Consider the following 26,403-nt stretch of genomic DNA (forward strand, 5'->3'; position numbering starts at 1 on the left):
CGACATTTATCGCCAGGGCCGATTCATGAACAACCGCGCACAGCTTCACCGGGTTCTCCACGCGCGTCAGCACTCGCTGCCGTGCGATGCGCACACCGACCATGGCATCCACGCCTGTGGTCACGGCGGAGAGCCTGGAGATGATCGCGGTCGCGTAGTCCGGCGTCTGGAGAAGGCCCGGGACGAAGGTGAGCTCGAAGGACTTGATCTCCACGGCCTGCGTCTCAAGGGCGATCAGGTCGGTGTAGAGCGGGTTGATGGCGTCGCTGTAGCCCTTCCACCAGCCACGCGGGTCCTTCTGCCGGGCGATCTCCAGCAGAACTTCCCGTAGTCCCTCGTCGCAGTCGTAGAGATCGAGCAGGGATTCGAGGATCTCGGGCTTGACCGATGAGCGAGCGTTCTCGTACCGGGACAGCTTCGGCAGGTTCAGGAGGTCGGGGAGCTTGCTGACGACCTGCTCGGCCGACAGCCCCGTCCGCTCACGTAGACGGCGAAGGTCAGCGGCGATGCGGCGCTGGCGCACGGTCGGTACGCGGTCGCCTGTAGCCATGGGGTGCCTCTCCTGAGTGTCAGTGGACCAGTGTGCCCGTCCGAAGAGCCTGCACGCCACCGTGGGGTGAGTCCAGGGCGCTCGGAATCAAGTTCGAAGTGAATGTTTGCATTTTGCCCATCGTATGGGTTGCGCTGAAGCCTCGTCAGACGACATCCTGTGACTGCCGGGTTACGGAGTAGCGGCTGACAGGCTTCGCATCCATGCCCGTCTTGATGTGTTTTGCATGCACTTGCGAACAAGTAAGCGGTCGTTGACGGGCCTTGAGTCGCCAACGGCCACACGGCGGCCCCTCTGCGGCCGCTTCCCCGGAACCACCTATGCCGCCTCACCGGCGCCCCGGAGGAACTTGTGATGCTCCGCGCCTTACAGATCGCGAACCCGCTGAGAACCGCTTCGGCGGACGCCGTCCGCAACCTGCTCCTCGAACGGGTGAGAAGCCTCGACGGGGTCACCCTCGATGTCGACCAGGCGTACACCGTCCGCCTGTGCACCTCGGAGTTCGTCGACAACGCGCTGAAGTACACCGACGCCGACCCCCACGCCGAGCTGACCATCGACGTCGACCTGGACCCCCGGCGGAGCCGACTCCGGATCACCATCACCGACCCCCGCCTGACGGTGCCAGACATGGGCAATCGGGACGAGAACCTGACCGCCCCCGGCGGCCGAGGGGTCACCGTGGCGATCGGCTACGCCGACGACGCCGGTTGGCACCAGCGCCGCGACGCTGGGGGGAACCCCACGGGCTGGTCCGTCTGGTTCGAGGTCGGCGTGGAGCTCGATTCACGGGTCTTCGGCGAGGTCACCGCCACCACGGCGGAAGTGCCACTGGAACCCGTCCCGGCCCCGATACCGGCCCTGCGCGTCGTCTCCCTGCTCGGCCGCGGGGGTACGACCAGGTTCCACCGGCCCGGGCGACGCCCCCGGGGGCGCACCGCCGCGTAGCCGGCGGCCGGCATGTCCGGCACGTGCCGGACATGCCGAAGCTCCCGACTGGCCTCCACCCCGCCGGTAGGCCAGTCGGGCCCGCGCCGCCCTGCCGAGGGCAGCCGCGCAGAGGATGTCCGGCCGCCCCAAGTCCTCTTCGGCAGAGGCAGCCGGGCAACCCCCGTGGGTCCTCTGGCGGAAGTACCGCGATGGTCACCCGGATCGCGTCGAGCGTGCGGGGAAGACGCTGGCTCGCCAGGGTCAACGGTACCCCGCGCATGATCACGGACCTGTGGAGGAACGGCCGCCTCGCCCAGGTGCAGCTCAGTCAGGCCCCTACACCCCCCTCGTGGATGGAACAGCCGTCCATGCCCGTGTGGCCGCCCCGGCCGCTCCGACAACTCGCGTTCGCGGAGGTCGAGATGAGATCAACGCCCGTTTCGGCCCGGCCCCTGGGCCAGGTGGTCTCGGGTATGCGGTGGCTCAGCCGCCGCACCGCCGACCCGGCGGCGACCTGGGAGGCCTGGGCGAAGGGCACGGCCGTCCCGGTGCCCGTCGGAACCGGCTTCGTCGTGGTGCGCCTCCCGAGGGGCCTGGGCGCCGACGCCTTCGCCGACCTGGCCGGCACCGTGCCGCACCTGCTCGGCCCGGTCCTGGCCAGCGCCTCCGCCGTCGAATTCTTCCTGCCGATCGCGCCGGCCGTGTGGCTGGGGCGCGGCGCGGAGCTGATCGACGGACGCAACGCGTCGGAGCGGGCCGTCAAGTGCCCGCCTGCGGGCCGGGAGGCCGACCAGCGGCGCTGGTTGTTCCCGCCGAGGGCGCTGTCCGGCGCCGATCTGGTGCTGACCGACCCCTACTGCCTGGCGATCGCCCTCGACCGGGCCCGAACACGGAACTTCGCCGGCACCTGAGAATCCCGCTGCCAGCCGCCGCTTGGCTCGCGGCCGGCAGCGGGGAACCACCGCCACCTGCGCCCACCGATCGCCACCCACACCGGCGGGCACGCCGGTCACGGCCACACCACCGAGACGGACCGGGCAGGCCACATGCCCCGATGCGGGGGAGACCATCCCCGCTCCGCGAGGACGGCCCAGACCAGCTACGCGGCTCCGAACGGGGCCTTCCCGGAAACGGCCTCCGTGCTCTCCAGCTCGGGCCGCCAACCAACTACTCGACACAGAGACCGAGATGACACCCACCCCTGTCGTTCCACAGAACCACTTGCGTCAGGTGATCGAGGGCATGCGCTGGATAGCCGGCCTCACCCGCGACCCGGAGGGCACCTGGCTGGCCTGGGCGCAGGGTCACGCAGTCCCCGTCCTGCTTGGCGCCACCGCTGCGGTCGTCCGAATACCGGAACCGCTGGGCCGAGCCGCCGTCGCCGTGCTTGCGGCCCATGCTCCCGGCCTGGTTGGGCCGGTGATTCTCGACGAGTGGGCCGGCGTCGTCGACGTCTTCGTGCCCGGTGCCCCGCTGTTGCGGCAGGGCGGTGACGTCGAGCTGATCGGCCGGTACCAGGATCCGCCGCCGGTGGTCATGTGCCCGTCGCCCGGCAGGCGTGCGGTCGGGCGCAGGTGGCTGCGTCCGCCGAGGGCGCTGCCGGGCCACTGCGCGGTGCTCACCGACCCGCACCGCCTCGCCGAAGCCCTGGCCCTCTCCCGTAGCCCGCTCGCCGCGGCCGGGTGACAGGCCCGGCCCGGTGATCTCCCGCTGCTGGTTGCCCCAGGTCGTGGCCGGCGGCGGGACAACACAGCCCGGCCCGCCCTGGGGCGGGCGAGCCATCTCCCCCTTCTCACGCTGATACAGGAGAGCATCGGTGACGACCGACAGTCCGCGCTTAGTGGTCCTTCAGCTATGGGCCGCGCAGAAGTTGGGGGACGTGCGGTTCGCGGACGGCGTGCCGTTGCTGTCGCTCGGAGCCGCGCTCGACCGGATCGCAGACGAGGTGCCGCGCCTGGGCGGTCCGCACCTGGGTGATCCGTCGGTGGAGCGGCTTGCCGAGGCACTGCAGATCACTGCCTGCCGACTGCGCCGTGACGAAGGCGACGGGCCGAGGCCCGCGCTGCTGATCATGCTGGCGCACGAACTCGAAGAGGCCGACGAGGCGTTGCGGCAAGGCGAACATCTGGTGGCGCTGGACCTGGTGCGCCGGGTGTGCGTGACGGTGGTGTGCCTGGACGAGATCGCCGCCCACACCACCGGGCCGGGCGCCGGGCGAGCGCACCTCCGCGCCGTGGAGCACCGCGTGCCGTCGATCACGCTGCCATCCCCGCCCGCACCGCAGGGAAGCGCGCCGCTTCCCGAACTTCCCTGGCGCGGCGGGACACTGGGGGACGCCGTGCTGGGCAGTCACCTGCGTCACCTGCGCGAGTGCCAGGGCCTGGCCCGGGCCGACGTCACCGCCCGGCTGCCCGCCGGCCTCCAGGGCATCGACGTCGAGGCCCTGGAGGCAGGGAGCCGCCCGGTTCTGCGAGAGGAGGCGGCGTGCGGGCGCCTGGCCGCGGTCCTGCACGCCTACGGCGCGGGGGTGATCGCCGCAACCGACTTCGAGCACTGCGTCGCGGCCAACATCCACGCCAGGCCCGGGTACTTCATGGACCGCGGCCCCGGCCGGGCACACCGCTACCAGCTCCTGGAGCAGCGGGCTTCGGCCGTGCTGCTGGCCGGATCGCTTCTGGTCCCGGCGGCCGTGCGGGTGCCCGCCTACGAGCAGGCCGTCGCGCGGAAAGAGGCCTCCCGGCTGCGCGTCGCGGACAACGTGGCGACTCGCCCGGCCGCGCCTGTGCCGGACCGGGGCTGCCCGCTGTGCCGGGCCTACCGTGCGGACCTGCTCGACCGCCCGCGGGCGGCGACGGCATGGCTTCGGCAGGTGGGTGCCGTGCGGGCCGAGGCGTTCGAGGCCCGCCTGCGCGCCCCGGAGGCGCCGCCCACGACGGTGCTCCTCTGCTCGGACCTGCTGCGCCGCCCCGACGACGACCCCGGTGTGCACGCCGCCCAGATGCTCCACCTCGCCCACCTGGCCCGCACCACCGCGCTGCGGGTGCGAGTCCTGCCCCTGGCCGCCGGCGCCGTGCTGACCTCGGACACCGCCGAACTCGCCTTCCCCGACGGCCGGATCGTGACAGCGGTCTGGGGCCTGTTCGACATCACCTACCAGCACGGCGACGACCCTCGCCCGCACACCGCACTGGAACGCGCCCTGCCCCCCGCGGAGAGCATCCGGCTGCTGGAGCGCGCCGCCGCCGCAGACCTCCCCCGGAGGGCGCCGTGGTGACCCGCAACTCGATCACCGGCGCCACGGTGCTCGGCGCGGCGGTCCAGGCCCGGACCGTGTACGGCGGCATCACCCTGCACACCCCGCCCCCGCCCCCGGTACCGCGCCAACTCCCGCGCCGCCGCCCCCTGGTCGACCGCCACGACCTCACCACCGCCCTCGCGGACCTACTCGGCCACGACGACCCGCGGCCCGTGCTGATCACCGGCCCGGCCGGCATCGGCAAGACCACCCTCGCCCTCCACCTCCTCCACCAACACGGCCACCCGCCCGGCGGGCAGCTGTATGCCGACCTCGGCGCCCACAGCACCACCAGTCCGGCGCACCCCGACGACGTCACCGCCCGCCATCTGCGCGCCCTGGGCATCACCCAGCCACCCGCCGACCCCGAGGAAGCCCGCGCTCTGCTGCGCACTCTCACCGCGTCCCGGCCGGTGGCCGTGTTGCTGGACGACGCGGCCGACGAGGACCAGGTGCGGGCGCTGCTGCCCGCCGACGGGTCGCCGGTCATCGTCACCTCCCGCCGCCCGCTGGCCGGCCTGCTGGCCGACGGCGCCCACCACCAGGTGCTCGGCCCGCTGCCACCCGACGCCGCCCACCAGCTCCTCGCAGCCACCGCCGGAGCGGCGGGCACCACCCGCGACCTCGCCGTCCTCGCCGCATCCTGCCGCGGAGTGCCGCTCGCCCTCACCCTGACCGGCGCCCGCCTGGCCACCGGCCACCCCGTCGCCCCCCTCGCCGCACCACCGACCGGCACACCCCTGGAGACCATCGTGACCACCGCCCTGGACCAGGCCTACGAAGGCCTCGCGCCGGACACCGCCGCCGTCTACCGGGCCCTCGGGGTACTGCCACTGCCCTCGACCCGGATCGACACCGCCATGGCAGGCGCCGCCACCGGCCTCGACCCGTCGGCCACGAACGGACACCTCACCGACCTCGCGGTGGCCGGGCTCATCCGGACCACCGACGACGGCGAGTACGAGTTCACCGCCGCCGACGGCCGGCGCCACGCCGCCGAACTCGGCCGCCGCACCGACAACACCGAGCAGATCGACACCACCCGCCGCCGAGCCCTGGACTGGCTGCTGGCCGAAGCCGTCCACGCCTCCCACGTCCTGCACCCCTTCCGCCCCACCGCCGAGACCCACCTCCTCCACCCGCCAATCCACCACGCCGACCTCACCACCAAAGCGACGGCCCTGGCCTGGTTCGGGCGCTGCGACACCTACCTGCGCACCGCCCTGGAGACCGCCGACCACCACCGTCTCGACGACGTCGTCACCCACCTCGCCTACGCCTGGTGGCCCTGGCTCCTGCGCCAGCGCCCCTACCAGCTCTGGGAGTGGACCTACGACCTCGCGATCCCCGCCTCCGAGAGGCTGTCCGCCACCCCGGCCCGCCCCCGCGCCAGTCGGCTCATCCAGCGCGACCTTCGCGGCACCCGCGCCACCGTACGACGCGCGCTCGGCGAACACCCCGGAGCCATCGAGGACGCAGGCGTGGCCTACGCACTCGCGCTCGCCGACGGCAACGAACGCGGCCAGGCACAGCACCTCCACGACCTCGCCGTCGCGCTCTTCGACGCCGGCAACCACCAGACCGGGCTCAACCTCCTGGAGGAGGCGCTCAAGCTGCGGGCCGGACTGGGGATCGGGCGGGACACCGGAGTCACCCGGGTGGCGCTCGCCGTCGCCCTGCACCAACGCGGCGAAACCGACCGTCCCCTCGACCAGCTGCGCACCGCCTACCAGGAGCTGACCGACGCCGACGACGGGCTGAACGCAGGCCGCGCCCGCGCCTGGGAAGGACGGATCCACGCCCGCAACGGCGAGTTCGGCCCTGCGGAGAAGGCGTACGCCGAGGCGATGAACCTGATGGTCGCCGAAGGCGCGCGGCCGTGGCAGGGACGCATGCTCCTGTGGTCCGGCGAACTGGCCGCCGCCCAAGGCCACCTGGAGCAGGCCGCCGAGCTGCTGCGCTTCGCCCAGGAGATGTACGCGGGCAGCCCGTCCGACCTGAAGGCCGTCGACGAGGCCGCCAAGCGGATCGGCGTCGACCTGTGACCGCCTCGCGCGCAGCGGTGTACGGCCGGGCCTGCCCGTCGTGCGGTGCCCGCGTGTGCGTCTCGGCGGTGCAGCACGAAGTGCTGCGCCTGATGGCGAGCGGGGCATCGAACGCGCAGATCGGACAGCACCTGCGCAAGGGCCGGGACACGACCGCGGGGAAGGACAAGGAGCGCGGGGCCTACCTCGTGCGCGGCGTGTTCGCCTGTCTTGGCGCCTCACGGCGCGCCCACGCGGTCGACATCGCCTGCCGGCTCGGTCTGGTGGACATGCCGCAGGAGGTCCGCCCGCCGGAACAGGGGATCCCTCCCTACCTGCGGACCTCGGCGGTGCTGCTGGCGAGCGGCCTGTCGTGCAGGCAGGCCGCCCAGCAGCAGGGCCGCAGCCCGTTCACCGTGAGGTCGGACCGGCACCTGCTCTACGACCGCGTCGGCGCCTCGGGCGGCGCCCACGCGGTCCACCTCCTGCACGCTCTCCAGGAACTGCCGGCAAGCCACCCCTGCGCGTGCCTCAAGCCCCCCGGAGCGGAGCAGCCCGGAGGAAGCAGCGGCGCCCCCGGCCGAAGCGGCCGGGGGCGGTGACCGCCCTCCGCTCCCACGCCCACGCGCCCTGCCTTCACGGCCGGGCCGGGCAAGGCGCCGCCCGGTGACGAATGATCACCGCCCGCCTGCCCGGTGCCGCAACCGCCACCCGCCGCAACTCCGGCTCCCGCGTCCTCGCACGCCCACTAACCCCCGACTCCGGAAGGTACAGACGTGACTCCCGACGAAAGCTGCGCCGCGGTCATCGCCACGGCCCGGCGCAACGGCCTCGACCCGCGTGGCGCAGCCCTGATCCACGCCGGCCCCCATCACACATGGCGCCTGCCGCTGTCCGGGGCTGTGGCCAAGGTCTGGGCCCCGGGCACTGCCTTCGAGGCCGCCGCGAGGGACACCCGGATCGCGCGGTGGCTGCTGAGCAACGGCATCCGGGCCCCGCGACCGGTCGGCAACTCCACCTACCCACTGACCCACTCCGGCCGGTACCACCTCCAGGTCGGCTTCGCCGAGGACCTGGGCGACGGCGAGGCCGGTTCGGCCGACCTCGCCGACGTCCTGCGGCGCCTGCACGGCCTGGCTGTGCCCCAAGGCCTGGGCCTGACGCGGTTCGACCTGTGCAGGGACCTGGCCGGGCGCCTTCGGGACCTGCCGCGGGGCACGCTCTCCCCCGAGCAGGAACGACACCTGCGCACGGTGCTGGCCGACACCCGCAAGGCGTGGCGCGCCGCATCCTGGGGCCCGCTGTGCGTGATCCACGGCGACGCGACCCCCTCGAACTGCATCGCGACGCCCGGCGGCCCGGCGCTGATCGACTTCGAGCGCACCGCGACCGGGCCCAGGCAGTGGGACCTGGCCGCTGCCGCATGGGCCCGTGACGCCTACGGCACACCGCCCGAGCGGTACGAGGAGTTCGCGCGCACCTACGGAGAGGACGTCACCGCCGCCGACGCCTACGGCCTGATGACCCCGGCCTTCGCGATCGCGGCGTGGCTCTACCTCGCCGAGTGCGCCCTCACCGAACCCGAACTGCGCGACGAGGCCGACCGGCGCCTGGCCACCGTCCTCACCTCCCCCCTCCCGTCCGCCCCCTGGGGCTGGCTGCCCGCCTCCCGGGCCACGGCACAGGTCGCGCCGTGACCGCCGGGAACCCGCAGCCTGCACCAGCCGCGGGCGACCGCGCACGAGGCCTCGCCGCCCACACCGCTCTGCCCGTACTCCTGCTGGCCGTGTGCCTGGTGGCCGACGTCGCCGACCGGCCGACCCTGACCACCGGCTTCGACGGCGACCCGCGACGCCACATCCCCACCGCGTACGAGGACGGTCAGCGTGCCGAGGTCCCTGCCTCCAGGGGCCAGGACCACGCACAGTTCGTGGCCGCCGTTTCGTCCATCGGCCGCCCCGGCCGCCCCGCCACCCCTGGCTCCTGACCGCGAAGTGGACGTGGACCACGATGACCGACTTCCAGTTCCGCAACGAAGCGCACCTCGAACCGGCCGCGTTCGGCCGGTACGCCGGCCTGATCGAGGCCGCCGCCCAGCTCGTGGCAGACCTGATCGCCGACTTTGCCCTGCCCCACCGCGTCGTCGTGTGCGCCGTCACCCCGGAGCTGTACATCGCCAGGCAGGTCGAGCACAACGTCGCCCTGACCCGCCTCGCCCTGGCCTCCCTGCCCGCCGGCTCCACCGCCACCGAACTCTCCACCAGCCTGGCCGAGATGACCCGCAACGCCTCCACAGCCGCCGCGCGCTTCTACCCGATCTGCCGCGCCACCCTCCTGCGGCGAGATACCGGAGCCCTCGACCTGACCTTCATCCCCGAGGTCTACGACCAGTACCTGCATCCCACCGGCCGCCAGCTCATCACCGTCTTCGCCCACACGCTGGCCTCCCTGGCGCAGTACGAGGCCTATCCCGAGCTGCTGTTCGCGCAGGCCGGGTGCAACATGCTGGACCGCCCCAAGATGCTCCCGGAGGCGCGGCGCCGCAGGCCCGCGGCGCTCGCCCCCGGTTACAGCCAGCACATCGAACGCCTCGTCTCCAAGGCCCTGTGCGGGCAGGCCGTGGTCGGGGCCCTGCCCGACGAGCCGCAGCCCAGCGACGTCTACCAGAAACTCCGGGCCGACCCGGCCAGCCCGACGTCCTCGCGGCAGATCGACCAGGGCGAGGACTTCGTCACGGCCCTCCTCGACGCCGGGGGGCACCCGCTGCTGCGCCAGGTCCTGGGTCGCGAGGACCTGTATCCGACCGTCTCCGATCTCCAAGACCCGACCCAGTGGCTCACCCGCCATAAGGCGGTCGTCGCGGAGGTCACATCCACGGACGGCAGGGGTACCGCAGGCGACGGGTAGCGCCCACACGCCGGCGCGGCCGCAGGCTCTGCGGCCCCGCCCGACACCGTCGGTGCCAGGGCTCTTTCCCGGACATCCACAGGCCAACCCGGCCGTGCAGCCCGGACCTGCGAGGCCGTCCAGGACGGCAGGCCAATTCCCGCACACCCGCTCATCCGATCCACACCCCTTCACATTGGAGGCCCCCGTGAACAGCAAATCCAGCTCGAACGGCACCGAGCCTGCCCGTCGCCGACGACCGCTCCCGGTCGTGTCCACCGCGGCGGTCGTCAACGAGGACGTTGCCGTGCTGACCTCCGGCGCCCGCACCGCTGCCGAGCGTCTCGGCTACCGCTACGCCGAACTCGCGAAGAACCACCAGGTCCGGCACATGTTCCACCCGCTTCGGCTGCTGCAGCAGAAGCCGGTGATCGACGCCTACCTCGCCGGCGAGGACCCGTTCCCGACCTCGGTCGAGATTGACCCGGCCAACAGCTGCAACCACCACTGCAGCTTCTGCATCTACAGCAGCCTGCACTCCAAGGAGCGCAGCGAGCGGATGGAATCGCAGCGGTTGCTCGGCCTGGTCGACGAGTTGGCCGGCCTGGGCGTGACGTCGATCCTGTTCGTCGGCGGCGGCGAGCCGATGACGCACCCGGCCACCGTGGACGCCATCGAGCTGGCGGCCGCCCACGGAATGTCGGTGGGCCTGGTCACCAACGGCTCACGCGTCTTCCCCGGCCTCGGGAAGCGCCTCAAGAAGGCCGCCACGTACGTGCGGTTCAGCCTCGACTCCTCCGACCCCGACGTGCACTACCGGTTGCACCGCAACGACGACCACCGCCAGATCATCGCGAACCTGCGCGCGCTCGCGGCGGCGGACGGCCCGTGCGCCGTGGGAACCGGGTACTTCATCAACCCCGATAACGTCCACGACCTGGTCGCGGCAGGCCAGTTGGTCAAGGACAGCGGCGCCGCGTACATCCAGTACAAGTCCTACTCGGGCGTCGAGATCCCGGCTGACCTGCACGAGCGGATGATCGTCGAACTCGACAAGGCCCTCGACCTCCAGGACGACGCGTTCGACGTGCACATCGTCGATCGGATCTTCGACAACAACGTCCACCAGGTCCGCGGCTACAGCCGCTGTCACTGGCAGCAGTTCAAGCCGGTCATCGGCGCGGACGGCAATGTGTTCCTGTGCGCCCAGAAGCGCACCCGCACCAAGGACGGCGCCGGCATCGCCGGGGTGATCGGCAACATCACGGACAGCACCTTTGCCGAGGTGTGGCGCGGCGAGCAGCGCCGCCAGGTCCTGGCCGAACTGCAGCTCAAGGACTGCCCGTTCTGCGTCCACGGCAAGCAGAACGAACTCGTGGAGTTCCTCGGCTCGTTCACCGCGCCGCACGGCTCCTTCTTCTAGCCCGCCACTCACAAGGGGTCACCATGTCCGACCCGAGCACGTCCGGCCCCGCCGGATTCGAGCAGATCACCACCACGGCCAAGCCGAGCCCCTACTCCTCGGCGACCAAGGTCCTACACGCTGCGACCGGCCTGTTCCCCGGCCGCCGACTGGTCCGCGAGGTCGACATCGCCCCGGCTCCGCACTCGCTGGAGGTGTACCTGACGATGCGCTGCAACGTCGCGTGCACCCACTGCTACGCCCAGGACCGCAACGAGCAGTACGGCTTCACCGACATGCCGGTGGAGATGGCGCAGCGCCTGCACGCTTCGATCGCGGCGATGGGTGTGCGCGGCGTCCAGTACTGCGGCGGCGGGGAGCCGACGTTGTGGCGCGGTGGAGAGGTCGCCGACTGCATCGCGGGCCTGGACCTGGCCACCACCCGAGCCGGTATGGCCTCCAACCTCGTGCTGGGGAAGGTGCTGGCCCGCCCGGAGGTCCTGGCCCGGATGACCTTTATCGAGGCCGCCGTGTTCGCCCACGACGACGCGAGCTACCAGGCGGTCGCCGGGGGCAAGAAGTCGCACAGCCGGATGGAGGAGTCGGTCCGCGCGATCCTGGCCGCCAGGGAGGCGGCCGGACTGGACGGGCCGAAGGTCAACGCGAAGGTGCTGATCAACAACATCAACTACCGGTGGCTGGAGCCGATCTACGACTGGGCGGCCGGCGTCGGCTTCGACAACATCCACCTGCGGCTGGTCGACGACTACGAGGACAAGGGCGGCTTCACCCTCGATGCCCAGCAGCGCGCAGAGTTCCGCGCCCATCTGACCCGCTTCTCCGCAGACCTGGGCCTGGCGTCCTGGCAGCGGCAGATCGGGCAGATCATGGGCGACACCGACAAGGGCGCGGGCGGCGCGCACACCTGGTGCTGGACCGTCGCCCGGGGCCTGAACTGCTGGGTCGTCGCCAATGGCGAGGTTTACATCTGCGGACCGCAGTGGGGGCGCGAGGAGTACCTGATCGGGGACCTGCGCGAAGCCGACCTGGAGGACATCTGGGGCGGAGAGAAGCACCGGCAGGTCGCCCGCAGGCTCATCTCCAACATGGGACTGTCCGGCTGCTACCGGATGGGATGCCGCCACATCCACCAGACCCGGGCCATCGACGCCTGGGGAGCCGGCGACCTCCCTGACCCGGACCCGGCCACGTTCGAGACGCAGCACGGGTGGTTCCTGTGAGCAGCCCCCGCCGCCGCCCGGACGTGGCGATCGTCGGCGCCGGCCTGGTTGGGCTGGTCGTCGCCGAGCGGCTGACCGCGCTGGTGCCTGGCGTGCAGGTCCTGGTCGTCGAAGCCTCCGGGCGGCTCGGTGGCCTGTGCGCCTCCCAGTGGAACGAGCACCTGGGCGTCAACGTGCACCCGCGCGGCACCCACGTCCTGGCCACCAGCAGCCGCCGTGTCTGGGCCTACCTCACCGCCCAGACCCGCGTCATCCCGTACCGGCACCGCGTCTTCGCCTGCTACCAGGGCGAGTTGATTCCGCTTCCCCTGGGGCTGGAGGCCGTGGAGGCCGTGTACGGTGCCGGGCTCGACCCCGATCAGGCCCGGAGCCTGGTGGAGAAGGACGCCGCGCCGTACCGCGGGAAGGTGCCGCTCACGGTCGAGGAGGTGGCGCTCGCCTCGGTCGGGCCCCGCCTGTACGAGGCGTTCGTCCACGGGCACGTCTCCAAGCAGTGGGGCGTCGACCCGTCGAAGCTGGCGCCGGAGGTCTTCACCAGCCGGTTCGGGCTCACATACACCCGCGACAACCAGTACCACCCCGACGCCCGCTACCAGGGGTTGCCCGCCGGCGGCTGGGGGGCGATGCTGCACCGGCTCGCCGACCGGCCGGGCATCCGGATCGAGCTGGGACGCCAGGCCAGTGCCGACGACCCGCCCGAGTACACCCGGGCCTGCTTGGTCACGTCGCCGATCGACCAGTGGTTCGGCTTCGACCTGGGAGCCCTGGAACGGCGCAGCCTGGCGGTGGAGTGGCGTCGGACCGAGGCGCGCAAGGCGCCGAAGGCGGCCACTATCACCTACCCCGACCTGGCCGTGCCGTACTACCGCACCCACGCGCCGGCGCTGCTGCCGGGCGGCGGGGCGACCGTCACCAGCTCCACGTCACTTGTCGGGTACGAGCGGCACGGGCCGGGCGAGTACCAGGTCGACTTCGTCCTGCGCAGCCCGGCCAACAAGGAGCTGGCCGACGCCTACCGGCAGCGTGCCAAGCACCTGGCCGGCGGCGGGCTGGTCTTCGCGGGCCGTGGCGCCACCTTCTACGACGACATGGGCACCAGCATCGCAGCGGCCCTGACCTGCGCCACCGCCTTGTCCCGGCGTCTGTGCCATACCTGACCGAGTCCGAGAAGGAGACCCGACGACCATGGGCCGCACCACCGTGACGATCCACCAACCGCACTACCTGCCCTACCCCGGGCTGCTGGACAAGGTCGACCAGGCGGACCTCGTGATCTGGCTGGACAACGCGGCCTACTCGCGTGGTGGTTGGCACAACCGCAACCGCATCAAGACCCACACCGGCACCACGCTGCTGACCGCCCCCGTGAACCGGGCCGCGTCGTTCACCGGCGAGATCCGCGACATGCCGCTGGATGCGGCCCGGCCGTGGCAGGCCGTCCACGAGAGGACGGTGCGCCAGGAGTACGCGCGTGCCCCGTACCTGCCGTACTGCGAACCGCTCCTGAACGTGCTCTACCACCGGCCGTGGCGCACCCTGGGCGAACTCGCGATCGCCTGCAGCGAGGTGATGACGGAGCTGCTCGGCCTCGGGACGCCCACCGTGGCGGCCAGCGAGCTGGGAACCGTTACCGCGGTGAAGAGCGCCCGGCTGGTCGAACTGTGCCGCAGGGTGGGGGCCGACACCTACCTCGCGGGCGACGGCTCCCGCTGCTACCTCGACGAGCAGATCTTCGCCGAGGCCGCCATCGACATCCAGTGGCAGGGCTACCGGCCTCCGGCCTACCCGCAACTGCACCGCCGACACGGGTTCGTGTCCAACCTCAGCGCGCTGGACCTGCTCGCCAACACCGGCCCGGGCGCCCTCGACGTCCTGCGCGCTGCCCGCGCCACCACCCCCGCTGGAGCCGCCGCGTGAACACCGCACCGCGCCGAGAGATCCCGCTGTGGAAGCCGCCGGCACTCGACCAGCCCGCCGCCGTGCACGCCTTCGGAAGGCTCCTGGACAGCGGCCGGCTGCGGGACGGCCGCCACACCCGCGACCTGGAGCAGCAGGTCGGCCGGTTCTTCGACCGCCCGTGCGTCGCGGTCGGCAGCGGCATGGACGCCCTCGAACTCCTCCTCGAAGCGGTGGGCGTCAGGGACCGGCGGGTCCTGATCCCCGCCCACGCCTTCCAGGCGATCCCCGCACTCGTCGCCCGTCTCGGCGGACACCCCGTCCCCGTGCCGGTCGACCCGGCCAGCCTCGCTCCCGCCCCCGCCGTCACCGGCCTGACGGGACGCCGCGCCGTCGTCATCTGGATTCACCACACCGGGGTCGTCGCCACGCACGCCCGAGCCACGATCGACGCCTTGCGCGGCCAGGGCGCCACCGTCATTGAGGACGGCGCCTACCTGCTGCCCGTCGACCCGGCCGGCCCCGGAACGTGGGGCGACGCCGCGCTGGTGTCCTTCGCGCCGACGAAACCCATGTCCGCCACGGCAGGCGCCGTCGTCATCATGCGCAGCGAGGAGACCGCCCAGCTCGTCCGGGCACGCCGCACCCACTCCGGCGTAGAAAGTCGCTGGCAGGACGGAGACGTGCTCCTGCGGCAGCGGTCGCTGACCGAAGCCGACGCCCTACTCGCGGGCCTGCAATGGGGTCGCCGCGCCGAAACTGCGGACGGCCTCCGGCGCGTCCAGCATGCCTACACCCACGCCCTGCTGGCCCGCCGCCCCCACCTGCTGCCGGTCGGCCGCCAGCCGCAGCCCACCTGGGGCCGCTACCTGGTCGACCTCGGCCCACTCGCCGCCGCCGACGTCCGCCACCGGCTCGCCGAGCACGGCATCGCCACCTCGATCACCGCCCCTGCACCGTGGACCGCCTACCCCGCACTCACCCCGTACCGGCCGCTGCGCCAAGTCCAGGAAGTCCAGCCGCTGCTGGACCGCACCCTCGCCCTGCCCTACCACCCCGCGCTCGACGAAGACGACGTCCGGTACGTCGCGGACCGCCTCCTCGAAGCCCTCGACGTACCCAAGGAGTAGCCATGACCACCACCGCGATCCTCCTCGCCGCCGGGCACGGCACCCGCCTGGGCCGCGACAAGCCGACGTTCGAACTCCACGGCGAGTCCCTGGTCCGCCGCCACATCCGCCAGGCGCGCACGGCCGGTGTCGACCACTTCGTCATCGTCACCAACCCCGGCAACACCGATGCCGTCTACCAGCAGGCCCAGTCGGCGGTCGGAGACATCCCGCTGACCGTGGTCCTCCAGGAAGGCCCCGACGCCCACGCCGCCGCCCTGACCGGCCTGCACCGCCTGCCCGCCGACTGCGAGCAGCTCTTCCTCTCCGGGATCACCGACATCGTCCCCGACACCGCGTACGAGCAGGTCGCCGCAGCCCTTCCCGGCGGCGGCATTGCGATAGCGTCCGCGGTCCTGGAGCGCACCTTCACCGGCGGGATGCTCGCCTTCCACCCCGGCACCACCAACCTGGCCCGGATCATCGAACGCCCCGAAGGCGGCTGCCCGCCCGGCCACCTGGTGAACATCTGGGTCCACCACATCTCCGGCCGCCAGCACATCGAGCGGATCATCGAGCAGACCGCCCACCACCAGGACTACGAAGACGCCGTCAACGACGCCCTTGCCTCCGGCACCCCCGGAGACGCCGTGGTCCTGCCCTGGTGGGAGGCCATCAAGGACCCGGCCAGCGTCCAGCGCGCCTACCTGCTGCTCGACCCGCCCACCGCACCCGCCGCCTGACCCACCCCCTGGAGCCCCGCCGTGTCCCGATCCCGCCGCAACACCGTCCGCCTCGTCGTCGCCGGAGGCGGCACGGGCGGCCACACCTACCCCGCGCTGACGACCGTGCAGGCCGTCACCAACGCCCTCAACGAGCGCGGCATCGCCCTCGACGCGGTGTGGTTCGGGACCAGCTCCGGACTCGAATCCCGCATCGCCAAGGAGCAGAACATCCCCTTCCGGCCGCTCGCCGCCGGGAAGGTCCGCCGCTCACTGCACCCCGGCGCGCTCGCCCGCACGGTCGTCGACATGCTCAAGGTGCCGTTCGGCATCGCCCAGGCCATCGCCTCGCTCGCCCGGCGCCGCCCCGACGTCGTGCTGTCCACCGGCGGCTACGTCGCCGTGCCCGTGGGCCTGGCCGCCCGGCTGACCGGCCGCAAGCTGGTGATGCACGAACAGATCATGACCCTGGGCCTTGCCAACCGGGTCCTCGCCCACTTCGCGACCACGATCGCCGTCAGCCACGCCACCTCCCTCAACTCCCTGCCTGCGCGCGTGCGCAGGCGGGCCGTCGTCACCGGCAACCCGATCCGACCCGCACTGCTCGGCGGCCACCGGTCCGCCGCCCGCACCCACTACCGGCTCGACCCGGTCCTGCCGCTGGTCTACGTCACCGGCGGCGCCCAGGGCTCCGCGCAGATCAACCGGCTCGTCACCCAGGTCCTGCCCGACCTGCTGGAGCACTGCCAGATCCTCCACCAGTGCGGCCCGGACAACCTCGGCACCATCCAGGCCGCCACCGCGGGCCTGCCCGCCGCACTCGCCGAGCGGTACCACCTGGTGCCCTACGTCTCCGGGAACCTCGCCGACGTGTACTCGGCGGCCAGCTTGGTCGTCTCCCGTTCGGGCGCGGGAACCCTGGCCGAACTCACCGCCCTCGCCCTGCCCTCCGTGCTCATCCCACTCGTGCCCACCGCCGGACACGAGCAGCAGCGCGGAGCCGAAGCCCTCCAGGACGCCGGCGCCGCCCTCGCGCTGGTCGGCGACCAGGCGACCGCGGCGCGGCTGCGCGAGACGCTGCTGCCGCTCCTCAAGGACCCCGGTCAGCTGGCGGACATGAGCCAGGCCGCCCGCACGCTCGGCGCCCCGTACGCTGCCCGCCAGCTCGCGGAACTCGTCATCAACCACACCTGGGCGGGGCGCCGCAGGTGAACGCCGCCGCCGGCCGCCTACGTGCGGGGCCGCCCGTACTTCAAGAACACCGGACCCGACCGGCGCTCGCTCGCGGCGACGGCCTGCTCAAGACGCCGGCCGTCAGGGGCGGCCAGCTTCGCCACGGCCTCCGCCAGCGGGAAGAACTGGAACCCGGCGAGTTCGTCATCCTCGGGAAGGCGGACCCGCTCGCGCGCGGCGGCATCCATCACACCGCAGTCGAACACGAAAATCGCCTCCTCGAAGAACCGGCCGTCCTGCGGAATCCAGTCGACGACCAGCAGGTCACCAACCGGCCACTCAAGACCCAGCTCCTCGGCGACCTCCCGGGCACACGTTGCGTCCGGGCCGTCGTCACCGCGGTCCATCCCCCCGCCGGGGAACAGCCACCGGTCCTTCCACTCGCCCGTGTGGTACGTCGGGTTGACGAGCAGCACCCGCCCGTCCTCGTCCGTGATCAGCGCGCCTGCTGCCATCGGCCACGTCGCCCGGACGTACCCGGGCGCGACCTCGGCGTGCCCCGGCGGCACCTCAACGCTCATGCCGAACTCCCCTCTGCCAGCACCGGAACCGCTCCGGTGCTCCTTCGTGGCCTGCCCCCGCGCACCACGAAGCCGGTCGTGCCCCGCCGCAACCGGGGCACGACCGGATACTCCCACGCCCGTACCGCATCAGGAGGAACGCCATCGTGACGACCGTCGAGCAACCGGGCGCGGCCTGCCACCCTGCGATCAAGACGTACGACATCCGGGGCCGCGCCGGGTCCGAGGTCACTCCCGAGCTGGCACGCGCCACCGGAGAGGCGTTCGCCCACTACCTCCAGGCGACCGAGGTTGTCGTCGGGCACGACATGCGCCCGACCTCGCCCGAGCTGGCGCAGGCGTTCGCGGACGGGGTCCGCTCGCGCGGCGCCGACGTGCTGTGGGCGGGCCTGACGGCCACGGACGTCATCTACTTCGCCGCGGGGACGCTGCACCTTCCCGCCGCGATGATCACTGCCAGCCACAACCCGGCGTCGGACAACGGCATCAAGCTGACCCGGGCCAACGTCGGCCCTGTCGCCCGTGGCAGCGGCCTGGAGGAGATCCACTCCCTCCTCCACGCCGGCCTGCCCGCCCGCGCCGCCGGTGCCCGCCCCGGCACGACGACAGGCATCCACCTCCAAGACGACTACACCGCCTGCCTGCGCGAACAGGTCGACCTGGAGGGCCTTCGCCCGCTGCGGATCGTGGCCGACGCGGGCAACGGCATGGCCGGGCTCACCTGGCCGCCGCTGCTCGCCGGCCTGCCCGTCGAGACGGTCGAGCTGTACTTCGACCTCGACGGGACGTTCCCCAACCACGACGCCAACCCCATGGAGGCGGCGAACCTGCGCGACCTCCAGCAGGCTGTGGTCGAGCACGGCGCCGACCTCGGGTTCGCGTTCGACGGCGACGGGGACCGATGCTTCGTCATCGACGAACTCGGCCGCACCGTGCCGCCCTGCGCGCTGCTGGCTCTCCTGGCCAGCCGCCACCTCGCCGCCCAGCCCGGCGGGACAGTCGTCCACGACCTGCTGACCTCCCACGCCACCACCGAGACCATCCGCGAGTACGGCGGCCTCCCGGTCCGTTCCCGGGTCGGGCACGCCTTCGTCAAGCAGCAGATGCAGGCCACCAACGCGATCCTCGGCGGCGAGGCGTCAGGTCACTACTACTTCGGTCGGTTCTGGCACGCGGACTCCGGCCCGCTCGCCGCCCTGCACACCCTGGCCGCCCTCGGCACCCAGACCAAACCGGCGTCCGAGTTGTTCGCCCCGCTCACCCGCTACGTCACTTCCGGGGAGATCAACATCCCCGCCGCCGACCCGCGCGCCACCGTTCGCCACATCGCCCAGGAGTTCCCCGACACCACCGATTTCCTCGACGGCCTCACGGTGACGTACGGGCCCGGCCGCTGGTTCAACGTGCGGGCCTCCAACGTCGAACCGGTGGTGAGGCTGACGATCGAAGCAGCGTCCCGCACCGACGTCGACGACATCCGTCGGAGCATTCTGCGACTCCTTCCTGGCGGAGATTCCTGGCGTTGACCGTGCCGCGGCACCTCAATCCTCACCGCGGTCTGATCCGCGCGGGAGCCTACCGGCCGGTCGGCTCCACCCACGGCAGCTTCGTCAGCTGCGGCCACTCCTGCATCCACCGCTCGGCCTTCGCCTCGTACACCGCCTGCGGGGCGACGGTCAGCGGGTTCGGCCGCAGCACCAGGCTGAACAGATCGACGAACCCGTGGGTGGAGTGCACGGCCAGCTTCCCGCCGCTGTCCAGGGACAGACCCACGCAGCAGCTGGTCGCCGCGAAGGAGCTGATCGCGTCGGGCAGGTCCCGGTACGGGGCGATCTTCTTGCCCCACTTCGAGTCGTACCAGATGTGCACACGCGCCTGGTTCCGCGGCTCCAGCTCAACACCGAGATCCGCGGCCGCTCCCAGGCACTTCTTGATCCAGACGTCTTCCGCCTGCCACGAGGTGTCCTCGTCGAAGAAGAACAGGTCATGGTCCCGGATCCCCGCCGACAGGTCCGTCCGGCCGGCAGCCGCGTTCCACACCGTTTGGAACAGACTCCCGGCCGTCAGGTACCACGGCGGCAGGGCAAGACCGGCAAGGCGTTCCAGCACAGCCGGCACGGAGGGGTTGCGGAGGACGGTGGCCGCGAACGCCGCGGCCTGGTCCTCGGGCGTGCCCGAGGCAGCCAGGTCGCGCAGGGACCCGGCGGTCAGGTAGTCGAAGTCGCGGTGATCGCGGGCGTCCGCGTAGTCAAGAAAGAGCACCCAGCTGACCCTGCCACAACCGCCCCGTGGATTGCATCACGAACCACGCAGTCCAATACCGAAGTTGACATAGCGTCGGACCGGCCGGTGCTGATGCCCGCTGGGCATACCCATGATTCACCCGCAAGAAGGTCCTGGACCCGAGCCGACCGCTCACTGCCCCATCTGCCCGACACCATCAGAGCCCCCGACCTGCCACTCGGCCATCTGTGTAAGGACATTCCGTGACAGCCAACTCGACTCAGCAGCTTGATCTGATCGAGGACCGCACGCCGATCGGCGACAGGCCCGAGGGCCGGCAATCGCTCAGCCAGGACGAGGTCCGCAAGCGCCTTCACGAGGCCGGTTACGAACTCCTGGAGCCGTACCAGAACCATCACATCCCCGTCGACGTCCGCCGCATAGCCTGCGGTCACCACGCCCGCTCCCACCTGTACACCCTCACCCGTATCGGGCTCAGCTGCCGGATCTGCCTGCCCGACGGACCCGCCCGGCCCACACGTGCCGAAGGCCTCTCACCGGAAGAAGCCGTCGCGTACGTGGCCACCTTCGGCTGGGATCCCGAAGTGGCCTATTCCGGTTCCGTCTCCAAGGCGTGGCCCCTCCGGCACCGTGCCTGTGGCACCGCATCGGACGTCTCCCTGATCGGGTTCGACGGCCACTGCGACACCTGCGCCGGGATCATCACCGCCGCCCCGTCCTCCACGAGAAGCCGCAGGATCGCCAAACTGCTGCACAACCTCGGATACACCCGGGAGCAGCCCCGCCCCGGCTCCGCCTCCGAGCCATGGCGCGTGCGCCACACCGCCTGTGGCCACATCATCACCAAGACACTCAATCAGCTCACCGCCGGCGCACAGTGCCCCCGCTGCGCCCGCCCCGCCAGGCAGCAAGCGGTCCAGAGCAGATCGACCCAGCCCTGGACCAACAACCAAAAACTGGCCCTCAGTGCGAAAGCCGCTGAGGAACTCCTTCTCCTCTTCGGGTACGAACCGTCTGACGATCCCTACCCAGGCGGTGTCACCCGCAAGTGGCGGGTCCGTCACGTCGCCTGCGGCTACATCTCGATCCGCTCCCTTGACACCGTCCGGAGCGTCCACCTGAACAACCGGGACCGCAGGGTCCGCGGTATCAAGCAGAGCGGAACCAAATGCCCTGGATGTCGGGCCCTCAGGGTGCCGCCACCCGCGGCCCCCGGCCCGGGTCCCTCTCGCTCCGGCCCGCCCCGTCTCGACCAGGCTGTGGTCGCAGAGCGCCTCCGCGATTCCGGCTACGAAATCCTGGATCCGTACCAAGTCAGTCGCGTTCCGGTGCGCGTCCGCCACCTTGCCTGCGGTCACATCGACAAGGCCGTCATCCACTATTTCACGACAGGCAGGCGCCGCTGCGCTGGGTGCGCCCTCAAGGCGTCCGGCCGCGATCACGCACGCACCCGTATCGTCCAGCCTGCAGCCGAACCCAGCCTGCGCCAAGGAGTGTTGTGAGTATGTTGGGACACCATCGCCACCATTCCGCTCGACGCGTAGCTCCGGGCCGCTGCGAGAGCCGGAGAACCCTGCCGCGCTGGCGCCAGTGCGCGCCCCTCGGATCTCGTCACGCAGGCCCACTTACTGTCCCCATAGGTAACTGTCCGAAACGGGCCTCGCGCAGCGCCGCCCGGCGGGTGCGTGAGGCCTCCCCGCCGGGCGGCGCGCTGGCTTGAAGGTGCGGGGTGCCGATGCCGTCCCGAACAGGTGAACCAGCCCTGAAACGCCTCCACCACCTCCGCGAGTCTGGTAGGGGTGGAGGCGTGACAGAGACAGGACACCCGTGGATGGTGGACGCGAAATGGCGTGGGATCGACCTGACCCGGGCCTACCTGACGAGGAACCGGGCCCAGGTCGCGGCGTGCCTCGAAGGCCTGGGTACGGAGCGGCTGGAGCTCGTACTCGCCCTGCTGGCCCTCTCCTACGACGACCTCCTCGGCGATCTGGGGAAGCCGCCCATGAACGTGCGAGACCTCGACGAGGTGGCGGCCCTGGCGCCGCCGGAGTCCGAGTTCGCGACGACGGCCGCTGTGCGCCGGGTCGCCGCGAAGGAAGCGGGCTTCGCCGAAGCGGTGGCCGGCCTGGGGCTTGTGGATCAGATCCACGTGATCGCGGTCTGCACTGTGGTCATGCTGCTGGACGCTCACGGGCACGCGGGCGCCGTGGCTCACCTCGACGAGGAAGCGGCCGCTTGCGAGCGGATGGGGTACCCCAGGCCCTGCATGTTCGCCTGACCGCACCCGCCCGGCGGCGGGAGTCAGCCGTCGTCGCCGAGCCCGAGTTCGGCCCACCACGGCTGGTCGGGCTGCTGCTCCCACTCGCGGACGCCGTCGTGGTGGACGAGCGGGCCGGTGCCGTCGGCGCGTTCACGGTGACCGCGAAGACGCACGCAACGGCCGGCACCGGGGCCGCTGTGGGGGCCGGTCGGGTGTTCGTGGCCGCACGTCGGCCACGTGCCGGGCGCTGTGCGGGGGGCGCTGCTGCTCATGGCGCCGATGCTAGCCGTGTACTCCGCCCCGGCCGCTTGAGGGTTCAGGCCTGGAGGTCCTTGCCGAGGAGGTGGTCGAAGACCATGCTCCACCAGGTGTCCTCCGCGGCGAAGGCCTGAGGGTCACGGGCGGCGAGGTAGTCGCGGAGCTTACGGGTGTAGTCGTCAGCTTCGTCGTCGGTCCTGCCGTGGATGTGCTCGTAGCGCAGGCCGATGCGGTACAGGAACTCGGTGAACTGCGCGAGCGAGGTGTTGACGATCTCGGCGGCGGGCTGCTCTCCGAGTTGGAGCAGGATGATGTACCCGTCCTCTAGATCAAGGCAGAAGCGTCCGTCGGTTGCGGCGGGCGGGCCGCCGAGGCACAGCACGTTGACGACCGCGTCGCCGGTGTCGATCGGGACCAGCGTGAACGCGGAGGGTTCGCCGGTGACGTTGATGCTGAAGAACGCGTCGAGGTGGGCGGGCAGGCCGACGTCCGCGAGGGCGTCGATGTCGGCCTGCGGCAGCTTGTTCCGGACGGCTTCCTCACGGGGAAGCGTGATCACCCCCTGGGGGCTGAACAGCTTCGTGAGTTCTGCGTGCGTGGCCACGGTGCTCCTCGGGCGATTGGATGGTTCAGGCAGTGAGGTTACGCGGCGAGGCCGCTGAGCCGCAGCAGCTGGTACCAGTGGCTGCTGTCCAGATTGTCGGGGGCGACGCCGGCGAGGTCTTGGAACCGGGGGGATGCCACCCAGGTCCGGAAGAACTCTTCGACGCTGCCTGCGATCGGTTCGATCCGGCAGCCGGTGAACCAGACGTAGCCCTCGTCAGGGGCCCGCCACACGCTCCCGTCACGGTCTACGAGCAGTGGGTTTTCGCATGCCAGGCCGAAGAAGAAGAACCTGGAGGTGTCTTCGAGGGGTGACCCGTCGGGGAGTTCGGCTTCTTCCAGCCCTTCGGGGAACTGCCTGCTCATCAGCTCGCTGGCTGTGAAGAGCCTTGTGGAGTGGGTCAGGTAGAGGCCGTCGGAGGCTGAGAGCAGGTCGGCGACGCCCGTAGGGATGTTCGGCGGGATTTCGGCGGCGTCGGCTCCGGCGGGAATTTCCGGGTCCCAGAGTTCGAGTTCCTTCTCGTGTGCGGCCAGGGTTTCACGCAGGAGGGAAATCGTGTCGGGAATGTCGAGGTCTGTCATTTCCATTTCACTTTGACTTTGATTGGTGTTCCGTCCGGGACGGGTCTAATGGTTCGCCATAGTTGCACGGTCCCGGTTTCGTAGTTCGTTTTTGTTTCTAGCATTCTAAGGTTCTGCCAGTGGTCGAGTCCACCGGCCTGAAGGTCTATGACGTGGTCCGGCTGCATTGATGTGCGGACAGCATGTTTGGCCTTCTCGGCCAGATCCGGATTGTCCTTGTTGTTCTTCAGGATGAGGTGGATGAGGGCGCCCTTGTAGGTGTCAGTGATTTCGCGATCACGCAGCACCTTGTTGGTCGCCTTGTACGTTTCCCCGCGGCGGCTCGCCCCGGCCAGGCTCTGGGCCTTCCAGGCGAACGCCGACCTTGGCATCCCCGGCTTCCACTGGATTGCGACCGTGACCGGAGGTTTCGTCGGATCGGGACCCTGCACCCGGTCGGGCGCTGCTTTCAGCGCCTTGACCTGGTCCTCCGACCGGCTGTTGATCTTGGCGAGCATGGTCGCCAGGGCCTTGTCGTTCTGGTGATGGTTCCTCGACGTGTGCTCCAGACCCTGCTGGACAAGCCGAAGATGCCGGTGGAGATCTCTCTCGGCTTTCCGAATGACATTCATGATCTGCTCTGCGGCGTTAACCGCAGCATTGGCCAGCGGGTCCTTTCCGCGAGTCTTCTTCAACCTGTTTGCAACGTGACTCGTGTGCCCGCCGGCCGTGGATTCCAGGTGATTCGCATGTTCACCCATGCGCTTCGCGAGCTCTGCGGTCTCCTCGTAGTTATGCCGGATGTCCGCCATTCCCGCCCCCTGTCACAGCCGCTCCGAGATCAGTCTCCTTGGCGCCTTCGACGCCTGAACCAGCCACAGATTTCCAGTTGACGCCGCTCTGGACGCCGGCAGAAATACTCACGGCCTGGACCGCGAGATCCGCCGCCATTCCGGCGAGGGCGTTCATGATCGGAGCCTTCGCGATCTCCATGAGCTGAGCCACGATCTGCTGCTCAGCCTCCTTGAGGAGCTTCTTCACCGCGATCCGCGTGATCTGCGTGGCGCCCAGCGCGCCGAACTCCGACAGGCCGAACGTGAACGGCGCCGCTGCCTGAGCTGCCACCACCTCGCCGGCGAGGATGCCCAGCTGCACGACGGCGGCGCCCTTGGCGCCCGCGATCACGAGGGCGACACCGTCAAGAGCGGTGGCCAGCATTCGTCCGCCCTCGGCAAGGTTGTGCAGATGCGTGCCGTTGAGCTTGTTCCAGTGCGCCTCGAACGCCGTTGTGGCCGCCCCGAGGTTCTCCGCGACCATCCGCTGAACCGCGACGACCGTACCGGCGCGGCCGTTGTCGACCTCGTCGGCGAAGCTGCGCAGAGCGGTCGCCATCTCGTTGAACTCGTCCTCATCCACGTTCGGCCAATGCACGCCGATGAGATCAAGAAGCCATGCCAACTCGTCGGGAAGAACTACGCCCATCTGATCGCCCCCTGCGCCACTGGGCCCTAACTGGCCGACAGGCCACGCTTCAACACTCTGTGTGGCCGCTACGCGGACGGAAGGCTACCAGCCAGCCGTCGGCAAGCGAACGGTGCGTGCGAGCAACAGAGGCGCCCCCGCAGGTCGGAGGGCCCGCTGCCAACCCGACAGTGTCCGCCGTGCTTTCTAGGCTCGGATCATGACCACCCCCACCACAGACCCCGGCACCGCCCTGCCCGAATCCGGCGGCGTCACCGCCATCGTCGAGCGGCTGCTCCTGACCGAGAAGATCCGGATCAGCGGGTCCGGCCCGCAGATCTTCGACCCGACCACCGGCCAGTACGTGCCCGGCCCCGACGTCGTGAAGTTCGAAGGGCCCGGCCTGCACCGGGCGAGCGGCGGCCCGGGGATCGTGCTGCGCCTGGAAGGCCAGCCGTACAAGGACGACGGCGACGGCCGCTACCTGCTGTTCTCCCCGCTGTCCGCGCCGGTCGCCGCCGAGGGCGACACCGTCACGATCGTGGAGAGCACCGACCCGGGCGCCGTCGGCCGCACGTTCAAGGTGCTGGACCCGGGGGAGTCCGGTGGCCTGTCGGTGGTCCGCCGGACGTGGATGCGCATCGAGAAGGCCGGAGGCGCGGCGTGAGCACCCCTGTGGACCTCGATGCCGTCCGTCACACGATGGAGACCGCCGTGATGGTCGACATCGTGGGGATCAGTAGGCCGACCGGCACCCCTGTCCTGGACGTCGACACCGGGCTGGTGGGGCCCACCCCGACGACCACGATCTGGGAAGGCGCCGGCGCGGTGCTGTCCGCGCACGGCCTCGCCGCGGTCGAACACCTCGTCGGCGGCCGATGGCTGGAGGACAACGCCTCCTGGTACGGACTCGTCACCCCACTGTCCGCACCGCTCCCACAGCGAGGCGACCTGGTGACCGTCGTCGCCACGAAGGCACCGACCGCCGGCACCGTCGGCCGCACCTGGCAGGCCCTCGACCCGGGCGAGGCCAGCACGGTGGAAGTCGCCCGCATCACCCGCCTCGACGAAGTTGTGCTGTAGCTGCGACGCCGGGTGGTGACGGGCGCCTGCGACGACCTGCCCACCACCCGGCTGGGTCGGCTCCTCTCGCCGCCGCAGATCGGACGGGGTGGACAGCGACATAGCCGCTGTCCACCTGATCGGG

At 71.0% G+C, this 26,403-nt stretch carries 29 protein-coding genes; 21 read left to right on the plus strand and 8 right to left on the minus strand.

All coding sequences use genetic code 11. The features are described 5' to 3' along the window. A partial coding sequence (locus ACWGKU_RS04785; protein ID WP_452191343.1) for a Scr1 family TA system antitoxin-like transcriptional regulator occupies positions 1-550 on the minus strand: 550 nt, incomplete at its 3' end. Between the two features lie 354 nt (positions 551-904). Here ACWGKU_RS04785 and ACWGKU_RS04790 point away from each other — a divergent pair. The 16 genes from ACWGKU_RS04790 (at position 905) to ACWGKU_RS04865 (ending at position 17,267) form a co-directional block, all read left to right on the plus strand. Then, a complete protein-coding gene (locus ACWGKU_RS04790; protein WP_452177129.1) occupies positions 905-1,498 on the plus strand; it encodes an ATP-binding protein in 594 nt (197 codons plus the stop codon). 455 nt (positions 1,499-1,953) lie between these two features. Next, entirely contained in the window at positions 1,954-2,391 is a 438-nt protein-coding gene (locus ACWGKU_RS04795; RefSeq protein WP_452177128.1) for a hypothetical protein, read from the plus strand. A 277-nt stretch (positions 2,392-2,668) separates the two neighbouring features. Beyond that, positions 2,669-3,166 carry a hypothetical protein gene (locus tag ACWGKU_RS04800; RefSeq protein ID WP_452177127.1) on the plus strand — a complete coding sequence of 166 codons (498 nt, stop codon included), beginning with the start codon at positions 2,669-2,671 and terminating at the stop codon, positions 3,164-3,166. A 154-nt stretch (positions 3,167-3,320) separates the two neighbouring features. After that, positions 3,321-4,754: a Scr1 family TA system antitoxin-like transcriptional regulator gene (locus ACWGKU_RS04805; protein WP_452177126.1), complete on the plus strand. Its 1,434-nt coding sequence runs from the start codon at positions 3,321-3,323 to the stop codon at positions 4,752-4,754. Then, a complete protein-coding gene (locus tag ACWGKU_RS04810) occupies positions 4,748-6,820 on the plus strand; it encodes an NB-ARC domain-containing protein (protein ID WP_452177125.1) in 2,073 nt (690 codons plus the stop codon). Before ACWGKU_RS04805 ends, ACWGKU_RS04810 begins: the two co-directional genes overlap by 7 nt. Positions 6,821-6,888: 68 nt before the next feature. Beyond that, positions 6,889-7,401, plus strand: coding sequence for a hypothetical protein (locus ACWGKU_RS04815; protein WP_452177124.1), 513 nt, complete (start codon positions 6,889-6,891; stop codon positions 7,399-7,401). A gap of 174 nt (positions 7,402-7,575) precedes the next feature. Next, positions 7,576-8,496: a phosphotransferase gene (locus ACWGKU_RS04820; RefSeq protein WP_452177123.1), complete on the plus strand. Its 921-nt coding sequence runs from the start codon at positions 7,576-7,578 to the stop codon at positions 8,494-8,496. Further along, on the plus strand, positions 8,493-8,786 hold the full coding sequence (locus ACWGKU_RS04825) for a hypothetical protein (RefSeq protein ID WP_452177122.1): 294 nt from the start codon (positions 8,493-8,495) through the stop codon (positions 8,784-8,786). Before ACWGKU_RS04820 ends, ACWGKU_RS04825 begins: the two co-directional genes overlap by 4 nt. Before the next feature lie 23 nt (positions 8,787-8,809). Further along, a complete protein-coding gene (locus ACWGKU_RS04830) occupies positions 8,810-9,706 on the plus strand; it encodes a hypothetical protein (protein ID WP_452177121.1) in 897 nt (298 codons plus the stop codon). Between the two features lie 187 nt (positions 9,707-9,893). Further along, positions 9,894-11,108, plus strand: a complete 1,215-nt coding sequence (locus ACWGKU_RS04835; RefSeq protein ID WP_452177120.1) for a radical SAM protein — start codon at positions 9,894-9,896, stop codon at positions 11,106-11,108. A gap of 23 nt (positions 11,109-11,131) precedes the next feature. Continuing rightward, complete coding sequence (locus ACWGKU_RS04840; RefSeq protein ID WP_452177119.1) at positions 11,132-12,328, plus strand: SPASM domain-containing protein; 1,197 nt, start codon at positions 11,132-11,134, stop codon at positions 12,326-12,328. Continuing rightward, positions 12,325-13,485, plus strand: coding sequence for a UDP-galactopyranose mutase (locus tag ACWGKU_RS04845; RefSeq protein WP_452177118.1), 1,161 nt, complete (start codon positions 12,325-12,327; stop codon positions 13,483-13,485). Before ACWGKU_RS04840 ends, ACWGKU_RS04845 begins: the two co-directional genes overlap by 4 nt. A gap of 28 nt (positions 13,486-13,513) precedes the next feature. Next, positions 13,514-14,245, plus strand: coding sequence for a WbqC family protein (locus ACWGKU_RS04850; RefSeq protein WP_452177117.1), 732 nt, complete (start codon positions 13,514-13,516; stop codon positions 14,243-14,245). Then, positions 14,242-15,354 (plus strand): DegT/DnrJ/EryC1/StrS family aminotransferase, encoded by a 1,113-nt coding sequence (locus ACWGKU_RS04855; protein WP_452177116.1) that lies wholly within the window; start codon positions 14,242-14,244, stop codon positions 15,352-15,354. Before ACWGKU_RS04850 ends, ACWGKU_RS04855 begins: the two co-directional genes overlap by 4 nt. Positions 15,355-15,356: 2 nt before the next feature. After that, the gene (locus ACWGKU_RS04860; protein ID WP_452177115.1) at positions 15,357-16,076 is read left to right on the plus strand and encodes an NTP transferase domain-containing protein; all 720 of its coding nucleotides are present in this window, start codon (positions 15,357-15,359) and stop codon (positions 16,074-16,076) included. A gap of 21 nt (positions 16,077-16,097) precedes the next feature. Beyond that, positions 16,098-17,267 (plus strand): UDP-N-acetylglucosamine--N-acetylmuramyl-(pentapeptide) pyrophosphoryl-undecaprenol N-acetylglucosamine transferase, encoded by a 1,170-nt coding sequence (locus ACWGKU_RS04865; RefSeq protein WP_452177114.1) that lies wholly within the window; start codon positions 16,098-16,100, stop codon positions 17,265-17,267. Positions 17,268-17,284: 17 nt separating this feature from the next. On the opposite strand, the gene ACWGKU_RS04870 is transcribed toward ACWGKU_RS04865, so the two are convergent. Beyond that, positions 17,285-17,809 carry an NUDIX domain-containing protein gene (locus ACWGKU_RS04870; RefSeq protein WP_452191344.1) on the minus strand — a complete coding sequence of 175 codons (525 nt, stop codon included), beginning with the start codon at positions 17,807-17,809 and terminating at the stop codon, positions 17,285-17,287. Positions 17,810-17,955: 146 nt separating this feature from the next. Between ACWGKU_RS04870 and manB the strand changes: the two genes are divergently transcribed. Continuing rightward, positions 17,956-19,335 (plus strand): phosphomannomutase/phosphoglucomutase, encoded by a 1,380-nt coding sequence (gene manB, locus ACWGKU_RS04875; RefSeq protein ID WP_452177113.1) that lies wholly within the window; start codon positions 17,956-17,958, stop codon positions 19,333-19,335. 49 nt (positions 19,336-19,384) lie between these two features. On the opposite strand, the gene ACWGKU_RS04880 is transcribed toward manB, so the two are convergent. Then, on the minus strand, positions 19,385-20,071 hold the full coding sequence (locus ACWGKU_RS04880) for a nucleotidyltransferase family protein (RefSeq protein ID WP_452177112.1): 687 nt from the start codon (positions 20,069-20,071) through the stop codon (positions 19,385-19,387). A gap of 224 nt (positions 20,072-20,295) precedes the next feature. Between ACWGKU_RS04880 and ACWGKU_RS04885 the strand changes: the two genes are divergently transcribed. Further along, a complete protein-coding gene (locus ACWGKU_RS04885) occupies positions 20,296-21,555 on the plus strand; it encodes a hypothetical protein (protein WP_452177111.1) in 1,260 nt (419 codons plus the stop codon). A 329-nt stretch (positions 21,556-21,884) separates the two neighbouring features. Beyond that, positions 21,885-22,331, plus strand: coding sequence for a hypothetical protein (locus ACWGKU_RS04890; protein ID WP_452177110.1), 447 nt, complete (start codon positions 21,885-21,887; stop codon positions 22,329-22,331). 23 nt (positions 22,332-22,354) lie between these two features. Here ACWGKU_RS04890 and ACWGKU_RS04895 read toward each other — a convergent pair whose 3' ends face one another. From ACWGKU_RS04895 to ACWGKU_RS04915, 5 genes are all read right to left on the minus strand, one after another. Next, positions 22,355-22,486: a hypothetical protein gene (locus ACWGKU_RS04895; RefSeq protein WP_452177109.1), complete on the minus strand. Its 132-nt coding sequence runs from the start codon at positions 22,484-22,486 to the stop codon at positions 22,355-22,357. A 143-nt stretch (positions 22,487-22,629) separates the two neighbouring features. After that, on the minus strand, positions 22,630-23,175 hold the full coding sequence (locus tag ACWGKU_RS04900) for an SUKH-4 family immunity protein (RefSeq protein WP_452177108.1): 546 nt from the start codon (positions 23,173-23,175) through the stop codon (positions 22,630-22,632). 38 nt (positions 23,176-23,213) lie between these two features. After that, positions 23,214-23,756: a hypothetical protein gene (locus ACWGKU_RS04905; RefSeq protein WP_452177107.1), complete on the minus strand. Its 543-nt coding sequence runs from the start codon at positions 23,754-23,756 to the stop codon at positions 23,214-23,216. Further along, a complete protein-coding gene (locus ACWGKU_RS04910) occupies positions 23,753-24,547 on the minus strand; it encodes a hypothetical protein (protein ID WP_452177106.1) in 795 nt (264 codons plus the stop codon). The genes ACWGKU_RS04905 and ACWGKU_RS04910 overlap by 4 nt, the downstream gene beginning before the upstream one ends. After that, complete coding sequence (locus ACWGKU_RS04915; protein ID WP_452177105.1) at positions 24,528-25,217, minus strand: WXG100-like domain-containing protein; 690 nt, start codon at positions 25,215-25,217, stop codon at positions 24,528-24,530. Before ACWGKU_RS04915 ends, ACWGKU_RS04910 begins: the two co-directional genes overlap by 20 nt. 199 nt (positions 25,218-25,416) lie before the next feature. Here ACWGKU_RS04915 and ACWGKU_RS04920 point away from each other — a divergent pair, with 199 nt between their 5' ends. Further along, positions 25,417-25,863: a DUF6093 family protein gene (locus tag ACWGKU_RS04920; protein WP_452177104.1), complete on the plus strand. Its 447-nt coding sequence runs from the start codon at positions 25,417-25,419 to the stop codon at positions 25,861-25,863. Next, positions 25,860-26,279, plus strand: coding sequence for a DUF6093 family protein (locus ACWGKU_RS04925; protein ID WP_452177103.1), 420 nt, complete (start codon positions 25,860-25,862; stop codon positions 26,277-26,279). The genes ACWGKU_RS04920 and ACWGKU_RS04925 overlap by 4 nt, the downstream gene beginning before the upstream one ends. Positions 26,280-26,403: the final 124 nt, after the last annotated feature.

This window comes from Kitasatospora sp. NPDC054768, assembly GCF_053612025.1.